Raw genomic sequence first — 22,966 nt, forward strand, 5'->3', positions numbered from 1 at the left:
CGCGTCAGTCGGGCCACCCGGGGCGGGGACCTTCGGCTCGGCAACCGTCGCTGAGCAGCCACGACGGCATCGTGGTGGCGTGTCGCAGCGACATCGACGGCTCCCGGAGCGGTGGTTGACCTTGCGCGCTCACGGTAGATCCGCGCCGGAAACGCGGGCAACGTATTTCGATCCGCCGTCCGGCGCGGGCCGCTGCCGGCCGGCCCGACCGGCGGCGCGCGCGGCGGTGAGCGGGCGGCCGATCCGGGCGGCCATCTGCACCACCAGCTCGCTCTCCAGCAGCGGCCGGTTCACCTCGGCGGCCACCGACAGGGCCGGCGTGGACACCGACCGCCAGATCGCGGTGAGCCCGGCGCCCAGGCCGACCAGGGCCACCGCCGCCCGGGTGGTGGGCGAGCCGGCCGCCGCCGCGGCGCTCACCCCGACCACCGCCAGCAGCACCACCAGCAGGGGTACGAGCACCGGCCAGAAGATCCCCCGGGCGGCCTGCACCACCAGCTTCCGGTCGCGGATGATCAGGTTCCGGGCCACCACCGCCCAGTTCTCCTCGTCCAGCAGGTCGCGCGGGTGCAGGCCGCCGGTGAGCACGCCCCGCCACAGCTCGCCCTGGTTGCGCAGCTCGCGGGCCAGCTCCGCCAGCCCCGCCTCGCCCGGGTCGCCGATCGCGGCCCGGGTGACCGCCGCCGCCCACGCGGCCAGCGAGTGGCGCACGACCGCCGCCGAGTACGGGGGCAGCACGGTGGCCAGCTCGTCCAGCCACCGGCTGATCTGGATCTGCCGCCCGCCGAACCGCCCGACCAGCTGGTGGGCGTCGCCGTGCCGGACCGTGTCGGCGAGCGACCGGCCGAGCCGGTAGGCCAGGCCCACCCGGTGGTTGGTGGCCATCGTCCAGCGCAGCACCGCCACGTTCAGCTCGTCGAGGGCGAAAAGCAGCGGTTCCCGGTCCGCCCCGGCGGCGGCCCGGGCGGCGGCGGTGGACGGCAGCGGCCGGCCGGGCGCGGTGAGGGCGGCGATCTGGGCGAGCGCCACCTCCACCCCGTCCAGGTTCATCCCGAGCCGGAGCCGTCCGGGCAGCTCGGTGACGTTGGAGAGCTTCGCCGGGGCGGCCGCGGGCGGGTCCGCGTCGTCGAGCAGGTCGGTGGTCTGCGCGTGGTGGTAGGTGTCCGCCATCGACCAGCCCAGGCGCAGCGCGGTGACCACGCACGCCCGCTCGTCGCGGAGCAGCCCGTACGCGTCGTCCCGCTCGTCGTCCACCCGCGGTGCCGTGCTCACCCTCCCGACCTCCCGTGCCGACGGAGTCAGTCGAGACTAGTGCAGCTTTTGAAGGCTTATGACCGGTTTCGGGTCAGCGCCGGCCGGCCAGCAGGCCGCGCGGGCGGACCGAGCTGACCGGCTCGGCCGCCGCCCCCTCCGCCCGCAGGATGTGGTTGGCGGCCACGATCCCGGTCGCCGCCGACCGTTCCATCAGCGCGCTCGGGAACTCGGTCCGGATGCCGTCGCCGGCCAGGTAGAGGCCGGCCGCCCCGGTGCGCACCCCCGGCCGCCAGGCGTGGCTGCCCGGGGTGAACGCCGGCGCCTGCGCCTCGACCCGGGCGCGCAGCGCGCGTACCCGCAGGGCGGCCGCCTCCGGCCACAGCGCGGTCAGCTCCACCCGCATCCGCTCGGCCAGCTCCTCGGCCGGCACGTCCGGCTCGCAGGCGTACGCGTGCAGCTCGACCACCGAGCCGCCGGTCCGCCCCGCCCAGCGCCGCGGCTCGTCCTCCAGCCGGTGGTAGAGGGTCACCGAGTCCAGGGTGGGCTGGCGGGACACCCCGCTGAACACCGCCCGGTCCGGGCGCACGTCGCCGTCCATCCAGTAGCGTGCCACCGCGTACGGCGGGCCGGGCCGGCCGAACGCGGGCATCCGCGCCACCAGCCCGGGCGCCGCCGCGTGCAGGCCGGGAGAGGCGGCGACAAGCGTGGCGAGCGCCGGCGGGTCGACGGCGAGCACCACGTGCCCGGCCTCGTGGATGTCGCCGCCGGCGGTGGTGACCCGCCAGCCGTCCGGCGTCCGGTCCAGCCGGGCGGCGGCCGTGCCGGTGCGGACCCGGGCGCCGTGCCGCTCGACGTGCCGGGTGAGCGGCTCCCAGATCGCCGTGGCGTAGTCCCGGTCCGGGCAGTCGAAGGCCAGCCCCTCCGGGTTGCCGAGCAGGTAGAAGTGGAACTGCGCGATCATCTCGGCGGCCGACATCTCCGCCTCGTGGTTGAAGAACGAGTGCGAGAAGACCTCGAAGAGCATGGCCCGGGCCCGGTCCGGCAGCCGCAGCGAGGTGAGCAGCTCGTCGGCGGTCCGGGCGTCGAACTCGGCGTAGGTGCGCTCCGGGTCGTAGGTGAGCAGCGGCAACGCCGCGTCCCGGTCCATGGCCCGCAGGTCGGCCAGGCGCACGCTGGGGCTGCGCAGCAGCAGGGCGAGCAGGTTGGCCGGCGGTGCCGGCGGCAGACGGCCGAACTCCTCGGTCGGCCACTCGGCGGAGAGGATCGGGTAGCCGGGGACCGGCTTGAGGAAGCGCAGGGCCGGGTCGGCCCGGCGCAGGATGTTCCGCCAGTTCCAGTACTGCCGGAAGAAGGCGTGGAAGCCGTGCTCGTTGCGCTGGACGCCGTGCGGCAGCTCCTCCGGCCAGGCGCCGAGCCGGCCGCCCAGGTGCGGCGCCGCCTCCAGCACTGTCACCTGGACGCCGCGTTCGGCAAGCACCACGGCCGCCGACATGCCGGCGATGCCGCCGCCGACCACCACGGCCCGCACCCGCGGTGGCACGCGCGGGGCGCCACCACCGCCGGGGTCCACCACGTGCCGGCGTACGCCGATGAGCCGGCCGACCACTCGCGACAGTGCCATCTGCGCCTCCGCCCGACGGGAGCCTCCAGTCTGCCGGCTCACGCCTCCGGCGGCAGCAGACAGCGGCGCGGCCGGTCCGACGCCGGCCAGACGTACTCCAAATCGGGCGGGACGCCGTCGAACTGCGGGCCGTAGTGCGCCGGGTCCTTGCGCAGCAGCGACGACCGGTGGCTGCGGTGCAGGTCCTCCCGGCCCAGCCAGGGCGGCAGCTCGCCGGCCTCGGCCAGCTCCGCCTGGGTGCGGATGACGTCGATGCCGCAGGCGGTGGCGAGGTCGGTGGCCATGGTGGCCGCGCAGGTGTCCGCCCGGCCCGGCTCGCACCACACCGCGCACATGTCCAGGCCGTACCGGGTCAGCGCCTCCTCGTACCCGGCCCACATCTTCACCGCCGGGTGGTTGCGCCAGCCGTAGTCCGGCCGGGTCAGCCCCCGCAGCACCTGGATGGTCTCCACGCGCTGCTTGCCCAGCCGCTTCTGGTCCAGCGTCCGGGCGCTGGCCAGGAAGTCCGGATACGGCAGGAACGTCTGCATGGCGGTGCTCTACCCGTACTGGCCGGCACCATGCGTTCATGATCGAGGGGGCTGCGCGCGCTGCGAGCGACTGACTACGATCCGGACATGGCCGAGCCCCTCCGCGACCGCGCGCGCCGGGCGACCGGATGGCGGCTGAAGATGAACGGCGACGTCCGTCCGCACTACGTGGTCTGCGGCTCGGACCCGTTGGCCTACTGGGTGGTCCGCTCGCTGCTCGCCACCGACCCGCCCGCCGGCCGGGTGCGGGTCACCCTCGTGGTGCCGGAGCGCCGACGCTCCGAGGGGCCCGACGGTCGGGATCTCCCGGGCGTCCAGGTCGTCCGGGCGGACCGGCTCGACGAGGCCGCCTTCCGCCGGGCCGGGCTGGCCGGGGCGGACGGGCTGGCCCTGCTGCACCAGGACGACGTGGGCAACATGCACGCGGCGCTGTGCGCCCAGGAGGTCGAGCCCCGGCTGCGCTTGGTGGTCCGGATGTTCAACACCAGCCTGGCCAACGGCGTGCGGCAGCTCTTCCCCGACTCGGCGGTGCTCTCCGACGCCTCGATCTCCGCCCCGGCGTTCGTGGCCGCCGCCCTCGGCGAGCTGGCCCCCACCCATTTCCGGCACGCCGGCCGCACCCTCTACGTGGCCCGCCGCGCCGACGTACGCCCGCAGGACGTGGTCAGCGGGCTGGCCGTCACCACCGACCCGGAGCTGGTCCGGGTGCTGCCCGCCGACGAGTCATCGGCCGACGTGGTGCTGGCCGAGGCGACCGGGCGGCCGCCCGGCACCGAGCTGGCCGCCCGCCGGCTGGTCCGCGCCCGCCGTCGCCGGCAGCCGGTGGCGGTGCTGCTCCGCGCGCTCCGCAGCTTCGCCACCCGCAAGATCGGCGTGGCGGTGCTGGTGCTGCTCGCGGTGATCGCCGTGCTCGGCTGGCTCAACGCCCGGGCGGCGGACGTGACCTGGTCCGAGGCGCTCTACCTCACCCTCGTCACCACCCTCAGCGGGCAGGACCCGGACGTCAACAAGCCGCTCGCCGCCCAGGTCATGCAGGTGGTGCTCAACCTGGCCGGGCTGGCGCTCATCCCGCTCATCACGGCCGCCGTCGTCGACGGCATCGTGAACGCCCGGCTCGCCCTGCACGCCGGCCGGATCCAGCCCGACCGGTCCGGGCACGTGGTGGTGGTCGGGCTGGGCAACATCGGCACCCGGGTCATGGCGCAACTGCACGACTTCGGGGTCGAGGTGGTGGCCATCGACAAGAACCCGGAGGCGCGCGGCGCCCCGCTGGCGCACCGGCTCGGCGTGCCGCTGATCATCGGGGACGCCGGGCAGGAGGAGACGCTGCGGGCCGCCTCCGTCGACACCAGCCAGGCGCTCGTGGTGGTCTCCACCGACGACGGGGTCAACCTCCGCGCCGCGCTCAACGCCCGGTCCCTCGACCCCGACCTGCGGGTGGTGCTGCGCCTCTTCGACGGCGACTTCGCCGAGCGGATCCAGCAGGCGTTCGGCATCGGGATCTCGCGCAGCGTGTCGTACCTGGCCGCACCGGCGTTCGCGGCGGCCATGCTGGACCGCGCGGTGATCGCCACCATCCCGGTCGACCGGCACGCGCTGCTGGTCACCGAGGTGCCGGTGGTGGCCGGCTCACCGCTCGACGGCCGGCCGCTCGCCGCTGTGGCCCGTCCCGGCGAGGTGCGCCTGCTGGCCTACACCCGGGCCGGGCAGAAGACGGAGTGGTCCGCCGACCCGCGGATGGTGATCCACGCGGGGGACCGGCTGACAGTGGTGGCCCGCCGCGCCGGGTTGACGGCCCTGCTCCGCGAGACCACGCCCGTGCCGCCGCCCGCCCCGGCCGGCGCCCCGGCCCCCCGCCAACCGGACGAATGATGCTGCCCCGGCAGTTTCCACCTGGTGCCTGGAGTGATGGTGTCGTCGATTGACCGGCTCGGTGCGGCCGGCCTGGAGGTCCTTGAGTCGCCCTTCGCCCCGCCGGGGTTGCCGTCGGTTACCGCGGCTTGGCGACCAGTGATCAGCTCCCTGGCGCAACCCACGTGCCGGATCGGCCACGACGAGGAGGATGGGCAGGCCAAGCTGGAGCGGGAGTGGCGCCGTCTGCTGGTCGAGCACCGGGTGGTGACCGGCGACGGGCGTCTGCTGGTGAGCCTGTCGGGCGGTGACGCTGCCTGGGCGCTCGTGCGGTTGCCGTGCGAGCCGGTGCGTCTCGGAGAGCTCGGGCCCTACCCCGGTCAGCCGGAGTTCGTCGCGATGTCTGTCGCCGGTGACGCGGTCTGCGGAGTGACAGTCGAGGAGTACGACATCTGGATCATCTGTACTCGACCGGCGTCCGAGTAGCGGGTCATGTTGGCCGGGTGGTGTGGCGGAGGGCGTACCAGGCGGCGCCGAGGGCGAGCACGCCGAAGCCGGTGAGCACGCTGGCGACCGGCAGGTTGACCGCGAGCAGCAGGCAGCCGACCAGCCCCAGCGCGGCGAGCAGCTGCACCGGCAGCTTCCGGGCCGGATCCCGGCCGAGGGTGAGCGCCGAGGCGTTGGCGATCGCGTAGTAGACCAGCACCGTGCAGCTGGAGAAGCCGATCGCACCGCGGACGTCGACCAGGGACACCACGACGATCACCACGGCGGCCACGGCCAGCTCGGCGCGGTGCGGCACCTGGTAGCGCGGGTGCACGGCGGCCAGCGCGCCCGGCAGGTCCCGGCGGCGGGCCATCGCCAGCGTGGTCCGGCCGACCCCGGCCAGCAGGGAGAGCAGCACCCCGGTCACCGCCACTGTCGCCCCGGCCCGCACCAGCCAGGCCAGGCCGGGCAGCCCGGCCGCGGTCACCACCTCGGCCAGCGGTGCGGTCGAGTCGCCGAGCCGCTGCTCGCCCAGCACGCCGACCGCGACCACGGCCAGCACCAGGTAGATGGCCAGCACCACGCCGAGCGCCAGCGGCACCGCGCGCGGGACGGTGCGTTCCGGGTCGCGGACCTCCTCGCCGAGCGTGGCGATCCGGGCGTAACCGGCGAAGGCGAAGAAGAGCAGGCCGGCGGCGGTGAGCACGCCCCGGACACCGGTGTCGGCGAACCCGGCCAGCCGGTCGGTCGCGACGTGCGGGGCGCCGGTCACCGCCACCACGGCGAGCACCGTGAGCACCACGCCGACCAGCACCCGGGTGGCCGCCGCGGTCTTCCCGATGCCGCGCAGGTTCACGGCGGTCACGGCCAGCACCGCGAGGACCGCGATGAGCCGCGCCCGCCCCGGCCAGAGGTACGCCCCGATGGTCAGGGCCATGGCGGCGCAGCTCGCGGTCTTGCCGATCACGAAGCCCCAGCCGGCGAGGAACCCCGCGAACGGGTGCAGTCGCTCCCGGCCGTAGACGTAGGTGCCGCCGGACTCCGGGTAGCGGGCGGCGAGCCGGGCCGAGCTGGTCGCGTTGCAGAAGGCGATGAAGCCGGCGAGGGCCAGTGCGACCAGCAGGCCGGCGCCGCCGGCCGCCGCCGCGGCGGGGGCGAAGACCACGAAGACGCCCGCGCCGAGCATCGACCCGAGCCCGATGACGACCGCGTCGGGTACGCCCAGCCGGCGCGCCAGTTCTGCCACCAGCGCAGGCTAGGTCATGGAGGTGAACGGCCGGTCCCGGTGGCGCAGCGGGCCGGGCAACGGAAGGTCGTCCCAGGGCGCCCGGTGCAGCAGGCGGTCCAGCAGCAGGCCGAGCAGCAGCCCGGCGACCGAGTCGGTGAGCCAGTGCCAGCCCAGGTAGATGGTGGTGCAGAGGACGACGAGCGGCGGCACCACCCGGACCACGGTGACCAGCCGGGGCGGGACGGTCCGGCCGAAGGTGCGCAGCAGGGGGGCCAGCAGCAGGGCGAGCACGCCGTACCAGACGATCGCGTTGGCCACGTGCCCAGACGGGTACGACTGGGCGAAGCGCACCGGCAGGTCGTGCTGGAACAGCGGCAGGGTCTGCTCGGGCGCCAGGAACGGCTCCTTCACGCTGGCGCTCGGCGCGGGCCGTGCGGTCCACACCTTCAACGGCCCGATGGTCAGGTAGGTGAGCGCGAACGCGGTGACCGGCGGCAGCACCGGGCGGATCGAGCGGAGTCGCACCGCCAGCAGCACGCCGAGCCCCGCCGCGAGCAGGGTCAGCGGTGTGCCCTGGCCGAGCAGGTTCAGCACCATGGCGGCCCACCGGGCGGCGGTCGGCCGGTGCGCGGCGGACCAGTCGGCGACGGCCCGGTCGAGCCCGAAGAGGTGCCCCTCGGCCAGCGCCACGGTGAGCGCCACGAGGGCGGCGAGCAGCAGCCCGTCGAACCACCAGCCGGCCGGCCGGACGGGCCGGAGGCGCGGCATCCGGCGTACCCCTGTGGTCTCCCGCACGCGACCACGCTACCGGCCGCCCGCGGCGCCGGACCGGCGCGGGCGGCGGCGGCTGTGGGCCCAACCACGAAGGGAGGCGCTCGGCCGGGTGAGCGGTCACACTTGTGGCCGTGCGGATCACCTCGGCCCTCGTCGACCCGGCGCTGCTCGACCTTCCCTGGTCGACCCCGCTGGAGGAGTGGCCTGCCGAACACCTGGTCGCGCTGCCGCAGGGCATCTCGCGGCACATCGTGCGGTTCGTCCGGCTCGGCGGCTACGTCTACGCCGTGAAGGAGACCGGCGAGCGGGTCGCGGAACGGGAGTACGACCTGCTCCGGGCGCTGGAGCGGATCGACTTCCCGTCCGTCGAGGCGATCGCGATCGTGGCCGACCGGCAGACCGACGACGGCGAGCCGCTCGACCCGGTGCTGATCACCCGGCACCTCCAGTTCTCGCTGCCGTACCGGGCGCTGTTCTCCAACACGTTGCGCCCGGAGACGATGAACCGGCTGCTGGACGCGCTGGCCGCGCTGATCGTGCGGATGCACCTGACCGGTTTCTTCTGGGGCGACTGCTCGCTGTCGAACACGCTGTTCCGGCGGGACGCGGGCGCCTTCGCCGCCTACCTGGTGGATGCCGAGACCGGCGCGCTGCACCCGTCGCTCTCCAACGGCCAGCGCAGCGAGGACCTGGAGATCGCCCGGGTCAACATCTTCGGCGAGGCGCTCGACCTCCAGGCCGCCGGCCTGCTGCACGAGTCGATCGACCCCGAGGTGGTGTGCGAGGAGGTCGTGCGGCGCTACGAGCGGCTCTGGCACGAGATCACCTACGAGCAGCAGGTCGAGCGGGAGGCCCGGCACGACATCGAGGGCCGGATCCGCCGCCTCAACGAACTGGGCTTCGACGTCGCCGAGGTGGCCATGTCGACGGTCGACAACGGGCGATACCTGGTCCGGCCCAAGGTGGTCGACGCCGGCTACCACACCCGGCGGCTGCTCCGGCTCACCGGTCTGGACGCCGAGGAGAACCAGGCGCGCAAGCTCCTCAACGACCTGGACGCGTACCGGGTGGAGAGCGACCTGACCGACGAGCAGCAGGCCGCGCACCGCTGGCTCACCGAGGTGTTCGAGCCGGTGGTCCGGGCGGTGCCGGCGCACCTGCGCCGCAAGCTGGAGCCGCAGGAGCTGTTCGCCCAGATCATCGAGCACAAGTGGCTGCTCTCGGAGCGGGCCGGCCGGGACGTCGGCATGCGCCAGGCGGTGCAGTCGTACCTGGCCGACGTGCTGGTGCACCGCCCGGACGAGCAGGCGGTGCTCGGCGTCGAGGTGCCGGCAGCCGGCTGAGCGGGCCGGGCCTCACTCCACCCAGGCGCCCGCGCGCATCACCCGGACCACGTTGAGGTCGTCGTCGAGGACGACCAGGTCGGCCCGGAGGCCGGCCTGGAGCGCGCCCAGCCGGTCGCCCAGGCCGATGGCCCGGGCCGGCGTGGTGGCGACCATCCGGCAAGCGTCCGGCAGGGGAATCCCCGCGCCGACGGCGTGCCGCAGGGCGGCGTCCATGGTCAGCGTGCTGCCGGCGATCGCGCCGTCCCGGCTGAGCCGCGCCACCCCGTCGGCCACGGTGACGGCCTGGCCGCCCAGCTCGTACTCGCCGTCGGGCATGCCGGCGGCGGCCATCGCGTCGGTGATGAGGGCGGCCCGGTCCGGGCCGGCCACCGAGGTGGCGAAGCCGAGCATGCCGTCGTGCAGGTGCACGCCGTCGGCGACCAGCTCGCAGACCACGTTCGGGGCCTCCAGCAGGGCCACCACGGGCCCCGGCTCGCGGTGGTGCACCGGACGCATCCCGTTGAACAGGTGGGTGCCGACGCTCGCGCCGGCCGCCACGGCCGCCCGGGTCTGCTCCCAGGTGGCGTCGGTGTGCCCGACCGCCGCCACCACGCCGTGGCCGACCAGCAGCTTGACGGCCTCCACCGCGCCGTCCCGCTCGGGGGCCAGCGTGACCATCCGGACCGCGCCGCCGCCCAGCTCGATCAGCTCGGCCAGCTCCTCGGTGGACGGGTCGCGGAGGAACTCCGGGTTCTGCGCGCCGCAGCGGGCCGCCGACAGGTAGGGCCCCTCGAAGTGGACGCCGGCCAGCACCCCGGACTCGACAAGCGGCCGGTACGCGGCGGTGGCCTCGCGCATCAGCGGGAACGGCGAGCTGACCAGGCTGGCCAGCAGCGTGGTGGTGCCGTGACCGAGGTGGAAGTCGGCGGCCTGGCGGGCCGACTCCGCGTCACCGGTGGTGAAGGTGTGCCCGCCCCCGCCGTGGGTGTGCATGTCCACGAAGCCCGGCACGATCCAGTGCCCGTCACGCACCGTGGGGTACTCGGCGACGGCCCGGATCCGGTCGCCCGCGATCTCGACGCAACCCTGCCGGATCACGCCGGTCGGGGTCACCACCTTGCCGGTCACGCGCAGGGTCATCGGCTCTCCTTCGCCAGGGTGTCCAGGGCCAGCAGGGCGGCGCCGAGGCAGCCGGCCTCGTCGCCGAGGGCCGCGGCGACCAGGCGCGGCTCCCGGTGGAAGGTCAGCCGCTCGCGCAGCGCCGTGCGCAGCGGGTCGAACAGCCGGGGACCGGCCTGGGCCAGCCCGCCGCCGATCACGATGGTCGCCACGTCGAAGAGCGCCTGCCCGGTGGCCAGGCCGTCGGCCAGCGCCTCGACCGCCTCCCGCCAGACGCGGCCGGCCAGCGGCTCGCCGGCCGCCGCCCGGTCGGCCACCTCGGCGGCGGTGGCCGGGGCGCCGGACAGCTCGGCGTAGCGGCGGCCGATGGCCGAGGCCGACGCCACCGCCTCCAGGCAGCCGGGGCGGCCGCAGCCGCAGGGCGGGCCGTCTGGGCGTACCAGGATGTGCCCGATCTCCCCGGCGGCGCCGTGCGCGCCGACGGCGGCCCACCCGTCGACCACGTGGGCGGCGGCGATGCCGGTGCCGATCGCGACGAAGAGCACGTGGCCGGCGTCCCGCCCGGCGCCGAGCCGGGCCTCGGCCAGGCCGCCCACCCGCACGTCGTGGCCGAGCGCCGTGGGCAGGCCGAGCCGCTCCCGCGCCAGGTCCCGCAGGGGTACGTCCCGGAAGCCCACGTTCGCCGACCAGACCGCGACGCCGCGGGCCTCGTCGACCACCCCGGGCACGGCGATGCCGCACGCCACCGGGGTGAGGCCGTCGGCGCGGGCCTTGCCGGCCAGCCCTTCGGCCACGTCGAGGATCGTGCCCACCACCGCCTCGGGGCCGCGCGCCGCGTCGGTGGCGTGCCGCTCCGCGTGGACGGTGGCGCCGTCCGGCCGGACCAGGGCGCACTTCATCCCGGTGCCGCCCACGTCCAGCGCGACGACGACCTCGTCGCCTGGCGTCATGCGAGCACCACGGACCGGGTCAGGTGGCGAGGAGCGTCGGGGTCGAGGCCGCGGCTGGTGGCCAGCGCGACGGCGAAGCGCTGGGCGAGGATCAGGTCCGCCATCGGGTCGACCGGGTTGCGCCCGGCCGCCCAGCTGGTCAGCACGGTGTGGCAGCCGTGCGTCCGGCTGTGCACGAAGGCCGCGCCGGTGGCGGCGACGTCCTCGGGCAACCCCTCCGGGATCCCGCCGAACGCCCAGACCAGCCGGCCCGGGGCGGCGATCGAGATGGGGCCGTGCCGGTAGTCCATGGCCGGGTACGCCTCGGCCCAGAAGGTGGCCGCCTCGCGGCACTTCAGCGCGGCCTCCTGGGCCAGCCCGACGGTCCAGCCGCGGCCGAGGAAGGTGACCTGCTCGATGGTGGCCGGGTCGATCGGCAGCGGGGCCCGGACGGCGACCTCGGCGTCGGCGGCCAGCCGGCCCAGGTCCTCGCCGAGGTGGGCGCGGAGCAGCGCGAGCGCGGTGGTGGCGAAGCGGGTCTGCACCACCGAGCGTTCGTCGGCGAAGGGCAGGGGCACCGCCGCGTCGGCCAGTTCGACGGCCGGCGAGGCGGGGTCACCCACCAGGACCGTGGTGGGCACCTGCCCGCGCAGTGCGGCGAGCAGGTCCAGCACCTCGGTGGTGGTGCCGGAGCGGGTGATGGCGATGAGCCGGTCGTAGCGGCGGCCGGTGGGGAACTCGCTGGCCTGGAAGGCGTCGGTCTCGCCCTGGCCGGCGCGCTCGCGCAGCCCGGCGTACGCGGCCGCCATGAACCACGACGTGCCGCACCCGACGACGGCGACCCGCTCGCCGGGGCGCGGCAGGCGGTCGGCGACGGTCGGGGCGAGTCGCGCCGCCTCCCGCCAGCAGTCGGGCTGGCTCGCGATCTCCGCGTGCACGTACGCCATGACAACTCCTCGCCAGGGGAGACCTTGCGCAATACGGCGCGATATGGCCGCCTTTCGCGCGTCATTCTGCGCGATTCGGGGTGGCCGTGGCAACCGGCTCCCAGATCGCGCAGGACAGGGTTTTGCGCCTGACCAGTTTCGCGCACTACTGTGCACGCAATCAATCACCGTTCGTGCAAGAGCCAGTGGAGGCCCCCGCGGTGGACCGCTACGCGCGATGGAACGCGCTGCTCGAGATGCTGACCGACAGCGGCCGGGTCAGCGTCGAGGAGGCGGCCGAGCGCCTGGACGTCTCCCAGGCCACCATCCGGCGTGACTTCGACCAGCTCGCGCAGCAGCAGATGATCACGCGTACCCGGGGCGGCGCCGTCGCCAACGGTGTCTCCTACGACCTGCCGCTGCGCTACAAGACGGCCAAGCACTCGGCCGAGAAGCAGCGGATCGGGGCGGCCGCCGCCGCGCTCGTCTCGCCGGGCACCGTGGTCGGCCTGAACGGCGGCACCACCAGCACGGAGGTGGCCCGGGCCCTCGCCGTCCGCCCCGACCTGAACACCAGCGCCGAGGGTGCGCAGCTCACCGTCGTCACCAACGCCCTGAACATCGCCAACGAGCTGCTGGTGCGCTCGCGGATGAAGGTGGTGGTGGCCGGCGGCGTGGTCCGGCCCAAGTCGTTCGAGCTGGTGGGCCCGCTGGGCGGGGCGCTGCTGCGCGAGGTGACGCTGGACGTGGCGCTGCTCGGCGTGGACGCGATCGACCCGCAGCTCGGCGCCGCCGCCCACCACGAGGGCGAGGCGGCCATGAACAGCCTCATGGTGGCCCGGGCCAAGCGGGTCGTGGTCATCGCCGACTCGTCCAAGCTGGGCGGACACGCCTTCGCCCGGATCTGCCCGGTGGACCGGATCGAGACGCTGGTGACCGACTCCGGCGCGTCCCCCGCCGTGGTGCAGGCGTTCCGCGACGCGGGCGTGCACGTCGTCTGCGCCTGACGCGGCTCCCCGGCGCGCCTTCCCCTGCGCCTGACCCCGAATCCGGGAAAACCCCGATGCATACCGGGTATTGTCTCCGGCTGCATACCGCGTATGGTGTCCGCTGTCACCTACTTATCGGGGGAGGTCAGCTTGTCGGCTGTCCTGGAGATCGAGGGTCTCCGCAAGACGTACCGGAGCCGGAAACGCGGGGTCCGCCACGCGCTCGACGGCTTCGACATGCGGGTCGAGGCCGGCCAGGTGCACGGCTTCCTCGGCCCGAACGGCTCGGGCAAGACCACCACCCTGCGCACGCTGCTCGGGCTCATCCGGCCCAACGGCGGCCGGATGGCCATCCTGGGCCAGGAGCTGCCGCAGGCGCTGCCCGCGGTCGCCGGCCAGGTCGGGGCCATCGTGGAGAGCCCGCAGTTCTTCCCGCACTTCTCCGCCCGGGACACCCTCGGCCTGCTCGCGCAGGCCGGTGAGCTGCCCCGGCAGCGGGTCGACGAGGTGCTGGAGCTGGTGGGGCTGCGCGACCGGGCCGGGGAGCGGGTGAAGACCTACTCGCTCGGCATGAAGCAGCGGCTCGCGGTCGCCTCCGCGCTGCTCAAGAACCCGAAGCTGCTGATCCTGGACGAGCCGGCCAACGGCCTCGACCCGGGCGGCATCCGGGAGATGCGCGGGCTCATGCGCGACCTCGCCGCCGCCGGGATGACAGTGGTGCTCTCCAGCCACATCCTCGGCGAGATCCAGCTCATCTGCGACTCGGTCACCATCATCTCGCTGGGCCGGCGGGTCGCGTTCGGGCCGGTCGACGAGGTGCTCGCCGCCCACTCGCAGGGTGCCGTGCGGGTCCGCCTGGAGGCGGTCACCGACCTGCCGCAGGCCGCCGAGACCCTGACCCGGGCCGGGATCCGGGTCACCGCCGAGCCCGACCACCTGATGCTCGCCGGGGTCGACAAGCCGGCCGCGGTCAGCCGGGTCCTCGCCGAGCAGGGCCTCTACGTCAGCGAGCTGACCCCCGTCGCGGTCGACCTGGAGAGCGTCTTCCTCGAACTGACCGCCACCGCGCCGGTTCCCGGCCAGCACCGGCAGGTCGACCAGTCCATGAAGGTCGGTGAGCCGGGCAGCGGCGCCACCACGGGAGGTTGGGGCGCATGAGCCTGTACGTCACCGAACTGCGCCGGCTCGGCAAGCGCCGGGTCACCCGGCTGCTGCTCGTCCTGCTGCTGCTCGGGCTGGCCGCGGTGGCCACCGCGTTCAGCTTCTCCAGTCACCAGCTCTCCAAGGAGACGGTGGCGGCCGCCCAGGCCGAGTCCGACGCCCAGTACCAGCGGGCGGTGGAGGACTGGAAGAAGTCGGTCGCCGACTGCGACGCCGCCAAGGCCCGCGGCGACCAGAACACCGAGGACCGGTACGGCCCGAACTGCGGCCGGGACTGGCAGCCGCAGCCGGAGATGTTCGACCCGAAGTGGAACCTGCCCTACCAGTTCGACTTCCGGGCCGAGTTCCCCATGTTCATCGCCGTCTTCGCCGGGGCGGTGGCGCTCTTCGCGTTCATCGTCGGCGCCTCCTACGTGGGCGCCGAGTGGAGCACCGGCGGGATGATGAACCTGCTGCTCTGGCGGCCGAAACGGCTCGCCGTGCTGGGCACCAAGCTGGCCGCGCTGCTCACCACCGTGCTCGGGGTGAGCCTGGTGCTCGGCTCCTTCTGGACCCTCGCCTTCTGGCTCATCGGCCGCTACCGGGGGACCACCGCCAAGGTGACCGCCGGGGTGTGGCGTTCCATCGGCCTGGACGGGCTGCGGGCGGTCGGCCTCATCCTGCTGGTCGGCGCGGTCGCCTTCGCGCTCGCCTCGCTGGGGCGGCACACCGCGATGGCGCTCGGCGCGGCCGTGGCGATCTTCGCGATCAGCGAGATCGGCATCCGGATCGCGGTGAACGTGCTCTCCGTCCCGTTCGGCGACCGGTACGTGCTCTCCACGTACGCCCAGTCCTGGTTCATGAAGCAGGCGGAACTGTTCGACTACGACACCTGCCAGTTCGCCAAGGGCGCGTGCGAACCGGCAAAGCTCGTGATCACCTGGCAGCAGTCGGCCCTGGTCTTCGGGGTGGGCGCCGCCGCGGTGCTGATCGGCGCGTTCTGGTCGATGCGCCGGCGCGACATCTCCTGACCGGACGCCGCGTCCGATGCGGGCCGGGCGGACCCTGGTTACGCTGGGGTCCCCCGGCCGGCGCCGTCGCGCCGGTCGCCCGTTCTCGTGAGGAGCGCCATGCCCGCCGACGCCACGGAGCGGGCCGTCACCGACGACCGGCCCGAGCCGTCCGGGACCGCCCACGTCACGCGCCGGGAGGCCGGCGTCACCGTCCCGCCACCCCGCTCCGCCCCCGCGGTCGAGTCCGCGCCGCCGGACGAGGTGCCCGCGGAGGCGGCACCCGCGGCGGAGCCCGGTGAGACCGACGGGCTGACCGAGCGGGAACGCAAGATCCTCGCCTTCGAGCAGCAGTGGTGGAAGCACGCGGGCGCCAAGGAACAGGCCATCCGGGACACCTTCGGGCTCTCCGCGACCCGCTACTACCAACTGCTCAACGCGCTGCTCGACCAGCCGGCCGCGCTGGCCGCCGAACCGGTGCTGGTCGGCCGGCTCCGCAGGCTGCGCTCGTCCCGGGCCCGGAACCGGCGGCGCTGACCGGCCGCGATCGCCGCGACTCCGCCCGTCCCGGCATGGGCACCGGCGGTCCGGGTAGGCGGCGGGCGGCGACGGAGGGAGCAGACGGATGGGGGCACCAGATCGCCGGTACGCGACCGGCAGCCGGCCGGCCCGACCGGTCGGAACGGCGCCGATGATGCGGGTACGCTCCGCCTCCGACCCGGCACCCGGGCGGCTGGAGAACGAGGACGTGGTGTTCCAGTTCGGCCCGCTGGTGGGCGTGCTCGACGGGGCGACGGTGCCGGAGGGTTTCGACACCGGGTGCGTGCACGGGCCGGCCTGGTACGTGCGGCACCTGGCCGCCCGGATCGGCCTGGCCGTCGCGTCCCGCCCGGCGGCGACGCTCATGAGCAGCCTGGCGGCGGCGATCCTGGCGGTGCGGGCGGACCACGGCGGGGAGTGCGACCTGGACCACCCGGGCACCCCGTCCTCCACCGTCTGCCTGCTCCGCGAGGGCGGCGACCAGGTGGACTACCTGGTGCTGTGCGACAGCCCTCTGGTGCTCGACACCGGCGACCGGGTCGACGTGGTCTCCGACGACCGGCTGGACGCGGCGCTGGACGACCTGCGCCGGACCGCCGCCGCGCTGCCGGACGGGGGCGTCGACGCGGCGACCCGGTTCCACCGGGCGGTGACCGCGCAACGGGGCCTGATGAACCGGACCCACGGCTACTGGGCGGCCGCCAGCAACCCGGACGCGGCGTACCACGGGGTGACCGGGACGCTGCCGCTGCGCGGGCCGGGTGCGCTGCGGCGGGCCGCGTTGCTCAGCGACGGCGCCTCCTGCGCGGTCGAGCAGTTCGGCCTCTTCGACTGGGCCGGCCTGCTCGACGTGGCGGCCACCGAGGGCCCGGAAGGGCTGATCGACCGGGTCCGGGAGGCGGAGCGGGACCACCCGGACCGCCTGCGCCGGCACAAGCGCACCGACGACGCCTCGGTAATGCTCTGCGAGTTCGGTCCGGCGGCGTGAGCACCCTCACGGCCAGAACGGACCGGTCGGCTGACAACGCAGCGTGAGGCGGAACACCCCGGGGGTACGACCGGCCGACCCCCTCCGCCGGACCGGCAGTCCGGGTCCAAAGGGGTGGACTTGGGCCGGTACGACCGGCAGACTGCGGCTCGTGACGGGTGCCGTACGACTGGAACCGGTGGACGAGCGCAACCTGGAGCCGTTGCTCTCCGTAGCGGCCGCCGAGGCGGAGCCGGAGGACGTCATGCCCCCGGTGGAGGCGCCGGCGGGTTGGTCGCTGGCCCGCCGGGAGGCGTTCCGCGAGTTCCACCGGGCGAGCTTCGGCGGGCTGGACGGCCCGACCCGCACCCGGATGTACGCGATCGTGGCCGGCGGCGAGGTGGTCGGCATGGTCCGGATGACCCGCTGCGAGGAGCCGGGGACGGTGGAGACCGGGATGTGGCTCGGCCGCTCGGCGCGCGGCCAGGGGCTCGGCGCGGCGGCCCTGCGGGAGTTGCTCCACGCCGCCGCGGCGGCCGGCATGCACACGGTCGTGGCCGAGACGACGCCGGACAACCAGGGCGCCGTGTCAGTTCTTCGTAAATGCGGCGCTGAATTGCGCGAGAAAGACGGAAAGCTGCACGCGGAAATGTGTCTTGATTCCGCTCTGCCGGCACACTGAATCGCTAATTGCCCTCAGACAAGCGATTTGACTTTTCCCTGGTCCAGACGGCCTGTCTGCCCGCTTTGCGCGCTTTGACCCGCCGCTTGCCGGGTTTCCAATTCCGCAGTTAAACGCGTCTCCACGTCCCTCTCCGGAATGTTTTGTCGGTGGGGTGACGGGTACTGCCCGCCGGGTCCGCAGATACGGAACGTCGGTTGCAGGCCCTTTCCGCTGATCCCCGGTAGCTGCTTTCCGGGCCTGCTCCAGACGAGGGTGTCCGCTTCCGCCGGGGAGCGAAGGAGAACTGATGAAGAGCGGAGCACGGGTGGCGCTGGCGGTGGGCTTCGGCTACCTCCTCGGTCGCCGGAAGAAGATGCGTACGGCCCTGACCCTGGCCGCCGCCGTCGCGGCCGGACGGGCCAGCCAGCGCCCGGGTGGCCTGAAGCAACTCGGCACGGACCTGTTGAACGTCCCCCAGCTCGGCGGCCTCGGCAAGCTGGGGGCCCCGCTGGCCACCGCCGGCAAGGCCGCGGCGACCGCGGCCGCGGGCAGCGGCATCGACGCGCTCAGCGGCAAGCTGCGCGGCAGCGCCGACGCGCTGCGCCGGAGGTCCGCCGGCGGCCGGTCCGACGCCGGCCGGCCGGACGAGGAGCCGGCGGATGACCAGCGCTCGGCCCCCGACGACGAGGAGGAGCTGGACGAGCAGCCGACGGCGGAGGACGAGACGGACCGGGGCGCGCGCCCGGCCGTCGCGCGACGGCAGCGGGGGCGGTGACCATGGCGACCAGCAACCTCGCGGACAAGGCCCGGGACCAGCTCGGCGGCGAACTGCGCAACCTCGCCTCCGCCATCGGCGAGCGGGCGATGCACGTGGTCACCGAGCGGATCACCGGCGCCACCGGGCGGCTCAGCGAGTACGCCAAGCAGGGCGGCGGACCCGGCCTGGTCGCCGCCGCCACCGGCGCGCAGAAGCTCGCCGAGGGCCAGTCCCCGGTCAAGGCCATGTTCCATGCCGGCCTGGCCGGCGGTAAGGAGAAGTTGATGTCGGCGTTCGGCGGCGGCAAGGGCGGCAAGGGCGGCGGCAAGAAGCTCAAGGTCACCAACATCGTCGAGACGATCGAGGTCGGCGTGCCGGTGCGCGTCGCGTACAACCAGTGGACCCAGTTCGGCGACTTCCCGAGCTTCATGAAGAAGGTCGAGCAGGCGGACTGCGACTCCGACGAGAAGATGACCTGGAAGGCCCAGGTCTTCTGGTCGCACCGGACCTGGGAGTCGACGATCGTCCGGCAGATCCCCGACCGGCTCATCCACTGGCGGTCCAAGGGCGAGAAGGGCTCCGTCGACGGCACGGTGAGCTTCCACGAGGTCGGCCCGGAGCTGACGAAGATCCTCGTGGTGCTGGAGTACCACCCGCAGGGCCTCTTCGAGCACACCGGCAACCTCTGGCGCGCCCAGGGCCGCCGGGTCCGGCTGGAGCTGAAGCACTTCGTCCGGCACGTGATGACCCAGACCGTGCTCGACCCCGACTCGGTCGAGGGCTGGCGCGGCGAAATCGAGGACTCCCAGGTGGTCAAGGACCACGAGACCGCGCTCCGTGAGGAGCAGGAGGCCGAGGAGCAGCAGCGCCGCGAGGAGCAGGGCCGCGAGGAGCAGCGGGGCCGCGCCGAGGAACCCGAGGAGGAACAGCCCGAGGAGGCCGAGGAGGAACCCGAGGAGGAGCGCCGGCCCGCCGCCCGCGGCCGCCGCCGGCCGCCGCCGCCGCGTCGCCGTCCCACCCCCGACGAGGAGGAGTACGCGGACTACGACGAGGGCGACGACTTCGACGACGACGAGTACGCCGAGGAGCCCGAGGAGGAGGAGCCGCCGCGCCGAAGGGCGCCCGAGCGGGCCCGCCGCCCCCAGCCCCGCGAGGAGCGGGAGGCGCGCCCCGAGCGCCCGCGCCCGGTCCGCCGGGCTCCCGAGGCACCGCGACGGCCGGTGGTGCGCCGTCGGCGAGAGGAGCGTGAGGAATGACAGTGGCGACCACGACAGGTCAACCGGGCAGCGCCCTGGAGCGCACCGGCGGCGGTGGCGGGGGCACCCTCGCCGACGTCGTGGAGACCGTGCTGGACAAGGGCGTGGTGATCGACGCCCAGGTGTCGGTCGCCGTGGTCGGCATCCAGCTCCTGGAGATCAACGCGCGGATCGTGATCGCCAGCGTCGAGACGTACCTCCGGTTCGCCGAGGCGGTCGACCGGCTGAGCATCGTGCCGAAGGACCAGAAGGGCCTGCCGGACCTCGTCGGTGACGCGGCCGGCGCCGCCACCAAGGGCAAGGCGATCTCCGGGCTCGGCAAGGCGGCCCAGGAAATCAGCGGCGCCGTGGCGGACTCGATCCGGGACCGCGGCTCCGAGCCGGAGCGGGAGCGGGAGCGGCCGCGCCGGCGGCGGGACGAGGAGCGCTGACATGGCCCAGGAGAACGGACTGTTCATCTACGGCATCGTGCCGTCCGACGTGGAGCCGACCCCCGAGGCGGAGGGGGTCGGCTCCCCGCCCGGGGAGGTGACCGCGGTCCGGCACGGGAAGCTGGCCGCGCTGGTCAGCGAGGTCGGGCTGGAGGAGCCGCTGGGCCGGCCGGACGACCTGACCGCGTACGAGCGGCTGCTGGACGGGACGGCGGTGGTCGCGCCGGTGCTGCCGGTCCGGTTCGGCACTGTGGTGACCGGCGCGGACGCGGTCGAGGACCTGCTCGCCGCGCACCAGGACCGGTTCGCCGCCGCCCTCGACGAGTTCGAGGACCGGCTCCAGTACACGGTGCACGGCCGCTTCGACGAGCAGGAGTTCATCAGCGGGTTCCTGGCGGAGAACGCCTCCGCCGCGGCCCTCGCCGACGAGGTGCGCGGCCGGCCGGAGATCGAGAGCCGGGAGCAGCGGATCCGGCTCGGCGAGATGATCAGCCAGGCCGTCGAGCTGCGCCGGGAGGCGGAGAACCGCGACCTCATCGACGCCGTCGGCCGGTACGCGGTGGCGGACGCCCCCCTCCCGCCCAGCCACGAGTTGGACGCGGTGCGCGTCTCCTTCCTGGTGGCGGGCGACGAGGAGGACGAGTTCGTCCGGGCGGTCGAGGACTTCGCCGAGCAGCGGCGGGACCTCATTCGGATGCGGCTGATCGGCCCGCTCGCCCCGTACGACTTCGTCAGCGCGCACCAGCTGGTGGAGTGAGCCGTGGACATCCTCTGGGCGCTGCTGACCCTGCCGTACGCGCCGGTGCGCGGGCTCACCGCGCTGGTCAAGGTGGTGGCCCGGGAGGCGGAGTCGCAGCAGTACAACCCGGTCAACGTCCGGCGCGAGCTGGAAGAGCTGGACGAGGCGGCGGCGGCCGGGGACATCACGCCGGAGGAGCGGGACCGCGGGCAGCAGCAGGTGCTGGACCGGCTCACCAAGCCGGCTGCCGGCGCCGGCCGCACCGGGGCGCGTCGCGACGGCGCGCCCGGGCGGCCGGCGCCCGCCCGGCGGGGGAACGGCGGCGGTAGGGCACGCCGCGGACGAGGGGGAGGACCATGACGGCACGGATCCGGGGCGACGGCGACCGTGAGCGGTGGCGCGACCGGGGCGGTCGGGCCGAGGAGCGGTATCTCGACGAGGACGACGAGGAGGCGGTCAGCGCGGCCGAGGCGGCCCGGGAGGGGCTGCGCCAGATCGTCGCGCTGACCGGCAAGGATCCGCTCGGGGTCACCTCGATCCAGCCCACCGACGACGGCTGGCGCATCGGGGTGGAGGTGGTCGAGGACCACCGCATCCCGGCGTCGACCGACCTGCTGGGCCTCTACGAGGTCGAGCTGGACATGACCGGGAGCCTGCTCGGCTACCGGCGGACGCGCCGCTACCAGCGCGGCAAGGGGGACTGAGATGACCATTGGGCGGGCTCCGTCGGTCGTGCAGAACTCCGGTCAGGTGCTGCCGGCCGGCCACGAGCCGGCGAACCTCGGCGACATCCTGGAACGGGTCCTCGACCGGGGCATCGTGATCGCCGGTGACATCCGCGTCAGCCTGCTCGACATCGAGCTGCTGACGCTGAAGCTGCGGCTGGTCATCGCCTCGGTGGACACCGCGCGGCAGATCGGCATCGACTGGTGGGAGCACGACCCGTGGCTCAGCTCCCGGGCCCGTCCGCCGGTCGAGCCGGGTCCGCGTGACCCGGAGGAGGTCGAGGCGTCCCGCCGACCGCGGGTGGCCGCCCGGGCCGAGCGGGACGCGCGGGAGGGCTGGCATGACCATGACCTCTGACCCCACCCCGGACACCGGGACGGCCGTCTGGCTGCACGGCGTGGTCGCCGGCACGGCCACGCCGGCCGGGCTTCCCGGCATCGCCGGCACGCCGGTCCGGGCCGTGGCCGCCGCCGGCCTGGTAGCCGTGGTCAGCGACGCCCCGCTCAGCGAGTACGGCGAGGCCGCGCTGCGCCGCAACCTGGAGGACCTGGCCTGGCTGGAGCGGGCCGCCCGGGCCCACCACGCCGTGGTGGACGAGCTGTCCCGGTCCGGCGCGGTGGTGCCGGCCCGGCTCGCCACCGTCCACCGCGACGACGACCGGGTGGCCCGGGTGCTGGTCGAGCGGCACGACGAGCTGGCCGGCACGCTGGCCCGGCTCGCCGGCCGCGCCGAGTGGGGCGTCAAGGGGTACGTGGTGCCCGGCGCGACCCCGCGGGTCGAGGAACCCGCCGGTGGGGGCGGGGCCGGCGCGGCGTACCTGCGGCGGCGCAAGGCCCAGCTCAGCGCCCGCGAGGAGGGGCAGCGGGCCGCCGCCGACGGGGCCGCCGCCGTGCACGCCGCCCTCGCCGGGTACGCGGTGGCCGCCCGCCGGCACGCCCCGCAGGACCGGCGGCTCTCCGGCGCGCCCACCGCCATGGTGCTCAACGGGGCGTACCTGGTCGACCGGGACCGCTGGGACGGCTTCGCCGCGCTGGCCCGCGAGCTGGCCGACGGGCACCCCGAGGTGCGCCTGGAGCTGACCGGACCCTGGCCGCCGTACTCCTTCGTGGCGGAACCGGAGGGGGAGCCGGCATGGGCGTGACCACGCTGGCGCCGAACAGCGCCGACGACCCGCTGACCTACCGGCCGGTGGCCCTGGTCGACCTGCTCGACCGGGTGCTCGCCACCGGCGTGGTCATCACCGGAGACATCACCCTGGCCATCGCGGACATCGACCTGGTACGCGTCTCGCTGCGCGCGCTGATCGCGTCGGTCGGCGCGCTCGCCCCGCCCGAACCGGAGGCCACGGCGTGACCGGCCGGGACGAGGCGGCCGACCTGGCGGCGGCGCTGGGCGAGCCGGGGTGGACGGCGCCCCGCGTCCGGCCGCTGGACCGCCGGCTCGCCGTGGACCAGGACTCGGTCGAGCGCGGGCTGGCCAGCCTGGTGCTCACCGTGATCGAGCTGCTGCGGCAGCTCATGGAACGGCAGGCGTTGCGCCGGGTCGACCTGGGCGACCTGACCGAGGAGCAGATCGAGCGGGTCGGCGCCACGCTGATGGCACTGGAGCAGCAGATGACGCAACTCCGCGAGTACTTCGGCCTGGCCCCCGAGGACCTCAACCTGGACCTCGGCCCCCTCGGCCCCCTGCTGCCCACCGACTGAC

27 protein-coding genes are annotated in these 22,966 nt (G+C 74.6%); 19 read left to right on the top strand and 8 right to left on the bottom strand.

Annotated elements, in window-relative coordinates:
• Window positions 1-129: 129 nt before the first annotated feature.
• The 3 genes from GA0070603_RS22025 to GA0070603_RS22035 all read right to left on the bottom strand — a co-directional run bounded on the left by GA0070603_RS22025 (window position 130) and on the right by GA0070603_RS22035 (window position 3,405).
• Complete coding sequence (locus GA0070603_RS22025; protein WP_091317295.1) at window positions 130-1,272, bottom strand: hypothetical protein; 1,143 nt, start codon at window positions 1,270-1,272, stop codon at window positions 130-132.
• A 73-nt stretch (window positions 1,273-1,345) separates the two neighbouring features.
• Complete coding sequence (locus tag GA0070603_RS22030) at window positions 1,346-2,875, bottom strand: FAD-dependent oxidoreductase (RefSeq protein WP_091317298.1); 1,530 nt, start codon at window positions 2,873-2,875, stop codon at window positions 1,346-1,348.
• 38 nt (window positions 2,876-2,913) lie between these two features.
• Window positions 2,914-3,405, bottom strand: a complete 492-nt coding sequence (locus GA0070603_RS22035) for an MSMEG_6728 family protein (protein WP_091317300.1) — start codon at window positions 3,403-3,405, stop codon at window positions 2,914-2,916.
• A gap of 87 nt (window positions 3,406-3,492) precedes the next feature.
• On the opposite strand from GA0070603_RS22035, the gene GA0070603_RS22040 reads away from it, so the two are divergent.
• On the top strand, window positions 3,493-5,277 hold the full coding sequence (locus GA0070603_RS22040; protein ID WP_244282584.1) for a potassium channel protein: 1,785 nt from the start codon (window positions 3,493-3,495) through the stop codon (window positions 5,275-5,277).
• A gap of 24 nt (window positions 5,278-5,301) precedes the next feature.
• Window positions 5,302-5,742 (top strand): hypothetical protein, encoded by a 441-nt coding sequence (locus GA0070603_RS22045; RefSeq protein WP_139131917.1) that lies wholly within the window; start codon window positions 5,302-5,304, stop codon window positions 5,740-5,742.
• A gap of 4 nt (window positions 5,743-5,746) precedes the next feature.
• Here the strand turns inward: GA0070603_RS22045 and GA0070603_RS22050 are convergent, their stop codons facing one another.
• Entirely contained in the window at window positions 5,747-6,988 is a 1,242-nt protein-coding gene (locus GA0070603_RS22050) for an APC family permease (protein WP_091317304.1), read from the bottom strand.
• A 9-nt stretch (window positions 6,989-6,997) separates the two neighbouring features.
• Window positions 6,998-7,738 (bottom strand): phosphatase PAP2 family protein, encoded by a 741-nt coding sequence (locus tag GA0070603_RS22055; protein ID WP_091317307.1) that lies wholly within the window; start codon window positions 7,736-7,738, stop codon window positions 6,998-7,000.
• A gap of 137 nt (window positions 7,739-7,875) precedes the next feature.
• Here GA0070603_RS22055 and GA0070603_RS22060 point away from each other — a divergent pair, with 137 nt between their 5' ends.
• Window positions 7,876-9,087, top strand: a complete 1,212-nt coding sequence (locus GA0070603_RS22060; protein WP_091322192.1) for a DUF4032 domain-containing protein — start codon at window positions 7,876-7,878, stop codon at window positions 9,085-9,087.
• A gap of 12 nt (window positions 9,088-9,099) precedes the next feature.
• On the opposite strand, the gene nagA is transcribed toward GA0070603_RS22060, so the two are convergent.
• The 3 genes from nagA to GA0070603_RS22075 are packed head-to-tail and all read right to left on the bottom strand — an operon-like array spanning window position 9,100 to window position 12,064.
• A complete protein-coding gene (nagA, locus tag GA0070603_RS22065) occupies window positions 9,100-10,209 on the bottom strand; it encodes an N-acetylglucosamine-6-phosphate deacetylase (RefSeq protein ID WP_091317309.1) in 1,110 nt (369 codons plus the stop codon).
• A complete protein-coding gene (locus GA0070603_RS22070) occupies window positions 10,206-11,138 on the bottom strand; it encodes an ROK family protein (protein ID WP_091317312.1) in 933 nt (310 codons plus the stop codon). The genes nagA and GA0070603_RS22070 overlap by 4 nt, the downstream gene beginning before the upstream one ends.
• The gene (locus GA0070603_RS22075) at window positions 11,135-12,064 is read right to left on the bottom strand and encodes an SIS domain-containing protein (RefSeq protein WP_091317314.1); all 930 of its coding nucleotides are present in this window, start codon (window positions 12,062-12,064) and stop codon (window positions 11,135-11,137) included. Before GA0070603_RS22075 ends, GA0070603_RS22070 begins: the two co-directional genes overlap by 4 nt.
• Window positions 12,065-12,264: 200 nt before the next feature.
• Between GA0070603_RS22075 and GA0070603_RS22080 the strand changes: the two genes are divergently transcribed.
• The 16 genes from GA0070603_RS22080 (at window position 12,265) to GA0070603_RS22155 (ending at window position 22,965) form a co-directional block, all read left to right on the top strand.
• Entirely contained in the window at window positions 12,265-13,050 is a 786-nt protein-coding gene (locus GA0070603_RS22080) for a DeoR/GlpR family DNA-binding transcription regulator (protein ID WP_091322195.1), read from the top strand.
• A gap of 219 nt (window positions 13,051-13,269) precedes the next feature.
• Window positions 13,270-14,190: an ATP-binding cassette domain-containing protein gene (locus GA0070603_RS22085; protein WP_187399801.1), complete on the top strand. Its 921-nt coding sequence runs from the start codon at window positions 13,270-13,272 to the stop codon at window positions 14,188-14,190.
• Complete coding sequence (locus tag GA0070603_RS22090) at window positions 14,187-15,203, top strand: ABC transporter permease subunit (RefSeq protein WP_091317319.1); 1,017 nt, start codon at window positions 14,187-14,189, stop codon at window positions 15,201-15,203. The genes GA0070603_RS22085 and GA0070603_RS22090 overlap by 4 nt, the downstream gene beginning before the upstream one ends.
• Before the next feature lie 99 nt (window positions 15,204-15,302).
• Complete coding sequence (locus tag GA0070603_RS22095; RefSeq protein ID WP_091317321.1) at window positions 15,303-15,719, top strand: DUF3263 domain-containing protein; 417 nt, start codon at window positions 15,303-15,305, stop codon at window positions 15,717-15,719.
• Between the two features lie 88 nt (window positions 15,720-15,807).
• Complete coding sequence (locus GA0070603_RS22100; protein ID WP_091317323.1) at window positions 15,808-16,710, top strand: hypothetical protein; 903 nt, start codon at window positions 15,808-15,810, stop codon at window positions 16,708-16,710.
• A gap of 151 nt (window positions 16,711-16,861) precedes the next feature.
• On the top strand, window positions 16,862-17,371 hold the full coding sequence (locus GA0070603_RS22105) for a GNAT family N-acetyltransferase (protein WP_091317325.1): 510 nt from the start codon (window positions 16,862-16,864) through the stop codon (window positions 17,369-17,371).
• Between the two features lie 289 nt (window positions 17,372-17,660).
• Complete coding sequence (locus tag GA0070603_RS22110) at window positions 17,661-18,128, top strand: hypothetical protein (protein WP_091317328.1); 468 nt, start codon at window positions 17,661-17,663, stop codon at window positions 18,126-18,128.
• A gap of 2 nt (window positions 18,129-18,130) precedes the next feature.
• Window positions 18,131-19,366, top strand: coding sequence for an SRPBCC family protein (locus GA0070603_RS22115; RefSeq protein ID WP_091317330.1), 1,236 nt, complete (start codon window positions 18,131-18,133; stop codon window positions 19,364-19,366).
• On the top strand, window positions 19,363-19,797 hold the full coding sequence (gene gvpJ, locus GA0070603_RS22120) for a gas vesicle protein GvpJ (protein ID WP_091317332.1): 435 nt from the start codon (window positions 19,363-19,365) through the stop codon (window positions 19,795-19,797). Before GA0070603_RS22115 ends, gvpJ begins: the two co-directional genes overlap by 4 nt.
• Before the next feature lies 1 nt (window position 19,798).
• A complete protein-coding gene (locus GA0070603_RS22125) occupies window positions 19,799-20,554 on the top strand; it encodes a GvpL/GvpF family gas vesicle protein (RefSeq protein WP_091317334.1) in 756 nt (251 codons plus the stop codon).
• Window positions 20,555-20,557: 3 nt separating this feature from the next.
• Window positions 20,558-20,896 (top strand): gas vesicle protein GvpG, encoded by a 339-nt coding sequence (locus tag GA0070603_RS22130; RefSeq protein WP_091317336.1) that lies wholly within the window; start codon window positions 20,558-20,560, stop codon window positions 20,894-20,896.
• Window positions 20,893-21,240: a gas vesicle protein GvpO gene (locus GA0070603_RS22135; RefSeq protein WP_091317339.1), complete on the top strand. Its 348-nt coding sequence runs from the start codon at window positions 20,893-20,895 to the stop codon at window positions 21,238-21,240. The genes GA0070603_RS22130 and GA0070603_RS22135 overlap by 4 nt, the downstream gene beginning before the upstream one ends.
• 1 nt (window position 21,241) lies before the next feature.
• Window positions 21,242-21,619, top strand: a complete 378-nt coding sequence (locus tag GA0070603_RS22140) for a gas vesicle protein (RefSeq protein ID WP_091317341.1) — start codon at window positions 21,242-21,244, stop codon at window positions 21,617-21,619.
• Window positions 21,603-22,403 (top strand): GvpL/GvpF family gas vesicle protein, encoded by an 801-nt coding sequence (locus GA0070603_RS22145; protein ID WP_208862930.1) that lies wholly within the window; start codon window positions 21,603-21,605, stop codon window positions 22,401-22,403. Before GA0070603_RS22140 ends, GA0070603_RS22145 begins: the two co-directional genes overlap by 17 nt.
• Window positions 22,394-22,615 (top strand): gas vesicle protein, encoded by a 222-nt coding sequence (locus GA0070603_RS22150; protein WP_091317347.1) that lies wholly within the window; start codon window positions 22,394-22,396, stop codon window positions 22,613-22,615. The genes GA0070603_RS22145 and GA0070603_RS22150 overlap by 10 nt, the downstream gene beginning before the upstream one ends.
• Entirely contained in the window at window positions 22,612-22,965 is a 354-nt protein-coding gene (locus GA0070603_RS22155; protein ID WP_244282585.1) for a gas vesicle protein K, read from the top strand. The genes GA0070603_RS22150 and GA0070603_RS22155 overlap by 4 nt, the downstream gene beginning before the upstream one ends.
• The last annotated feature ends 1 nt before the right edge of the window (window position 22,966 follow it).

The sequence above is a fragment of the Micromonospora chersina genome, assembly GCF_900091475.1.
Taxonomy (GTDB): Bacteria; Actinomycetota; Actinomycetes; order Mycobacteriales; family Micromonosporaceae; genus Micromonospora; species Micromonospora chersina.

Bases quoted from the DNA above. Each gene is read 5' to 3' on its own strand.
- GA0070603_RS22075 (WP_091317314.1), bottom strand. From the start codon at position 12,064: ATGGCGTACGTGCACGCGGAGATCGCGAGCCAGCCCGACTGCTGGCGG.
- GA0070603_RS22125 (WP_091317334.1), top strand. From the start codon at position 19,799: ATGGCCCAGGAGAACGGACTGTTCATCTACGGCATCGTGCCGTCCGAC.
- GA0070603_RS22135 (WP_091317339.1), top strand. From the start codon at position 20,893: ATGACGGCACGGATCCGGGGCGACGGCGACCGTGAGCGGTGGCGCGAC.
- GA0070603_RS22140 (WP_091317341.1), top strand. From the start codon at position 21,242: ATGACCATTGGGCGGGCTCCGTCGGTCGTGCAGAACTCCGGTCAGGTG.
- gvpJ (WP_091317332.1), top strand. From the start codon at position 19,363: ATGACAGTGGCGACCACGACAGGTCAACCGGGCAGCGCCCTGGAGCGC.
- GA0070603_RS22100 (WP_091317323.1), top strand. From the start codon at position 15,808: ATGGGGGCACCAGATCGCCGGTACGCGACCGGCAGCCGGCCGGCCCGA.
- GA0070603_RS22110 (WP_091317328.1), top strand. From the start codon at position 17,661: ATGAAGAGCGGAGCACGGGTGGCGCTGGCGGTGGGCTTCGGCTACCTC.
- GA0070603_RS22085 (WP_187399801.1), top strand. From the start codon at position 13,270: ATGCGGGTCGAGGCCGGCCAGGTGCACGGCTTCCTCGGCCCGAACGGC.
- GA0070603_RS22095 (WP_091317321.1), top strand. From the start codon at position 15,303: ATGCCCGCCGACGCCACGGAGCGGGCCGTCACCGACGACCGGCCCGAG.
- GA0070603_RS22035 (WP_091317300.1), bottom strand. From the start codon at position 3,405: ATGCAGACGTTCCTGCCGTATCCGGACTTCCTGGCCAGCGCCCGGACG.
- GA0070603_RS22030 (WP_091317298.1), bottom strand. From the start codon at position 2,875: ATGGCACTGTCGCGAGTGGTCGGCCGGCTCATCGGCGTACGCCGGCAC.
- GA0070603_RS22115 (WP_091317330.1), top strand. From the start codon at position 18,131: ATGGCGACCAGCAACCTCGCGGACAAGGCCCGGGACCAGCTCGGCGGC.
- GA0070603_RS22070 (WP_091317312.1), bottom strand. From the start codon at position 11,138: ATGACGCCAGGCGACGAGGTCGTCGTCGCGCTGGACGTGGGCGGCACC.
- GA0070603_RS22150 (WP_091317347.1), top strand. From the start codon at position 22,394: ATGGGCGTGACCACGCTGGCGCCGAACAGCGCCGACGACCCGCTGACC.
- GA0070603_RS22040 (WP_244282584.1), top strand. From the start codon at position 3,493: ATGGCCGAGCCCCTCCGCGACCGCGCGCGCCGGGCGACCGGATGGCGG.
- nagA (WP_091317309.1), bottom strand. From the start codon at position 10,209: ATGACCCTGCGCGTGACCGGCAAGGTGGTGACCCCGACCGGCGTGATC.
- GA0070603_RS22055 (WP_091317307.1), bottom strand. From the start codon at position 7,738: ATGCCGCGCCTCCGGCCCGTCCGGCCGGCCGGCTGGTGGTTCGACGGG.
- GA0070603_RS22145 (WP_208862930.1), top strand. From the start codon at position 21,603: ATGACCATGACCTCTGACCCCACCCCGGACACCGGGACGGCCGTCTGG.
- GA0070603_RS22090 (WP_091317319.1), top strand. From the start codon at position 14,187: ATGAGCCTGTACGTCACCGAACTGCGCCGGCTCGGCAAGCGCCGGGTC.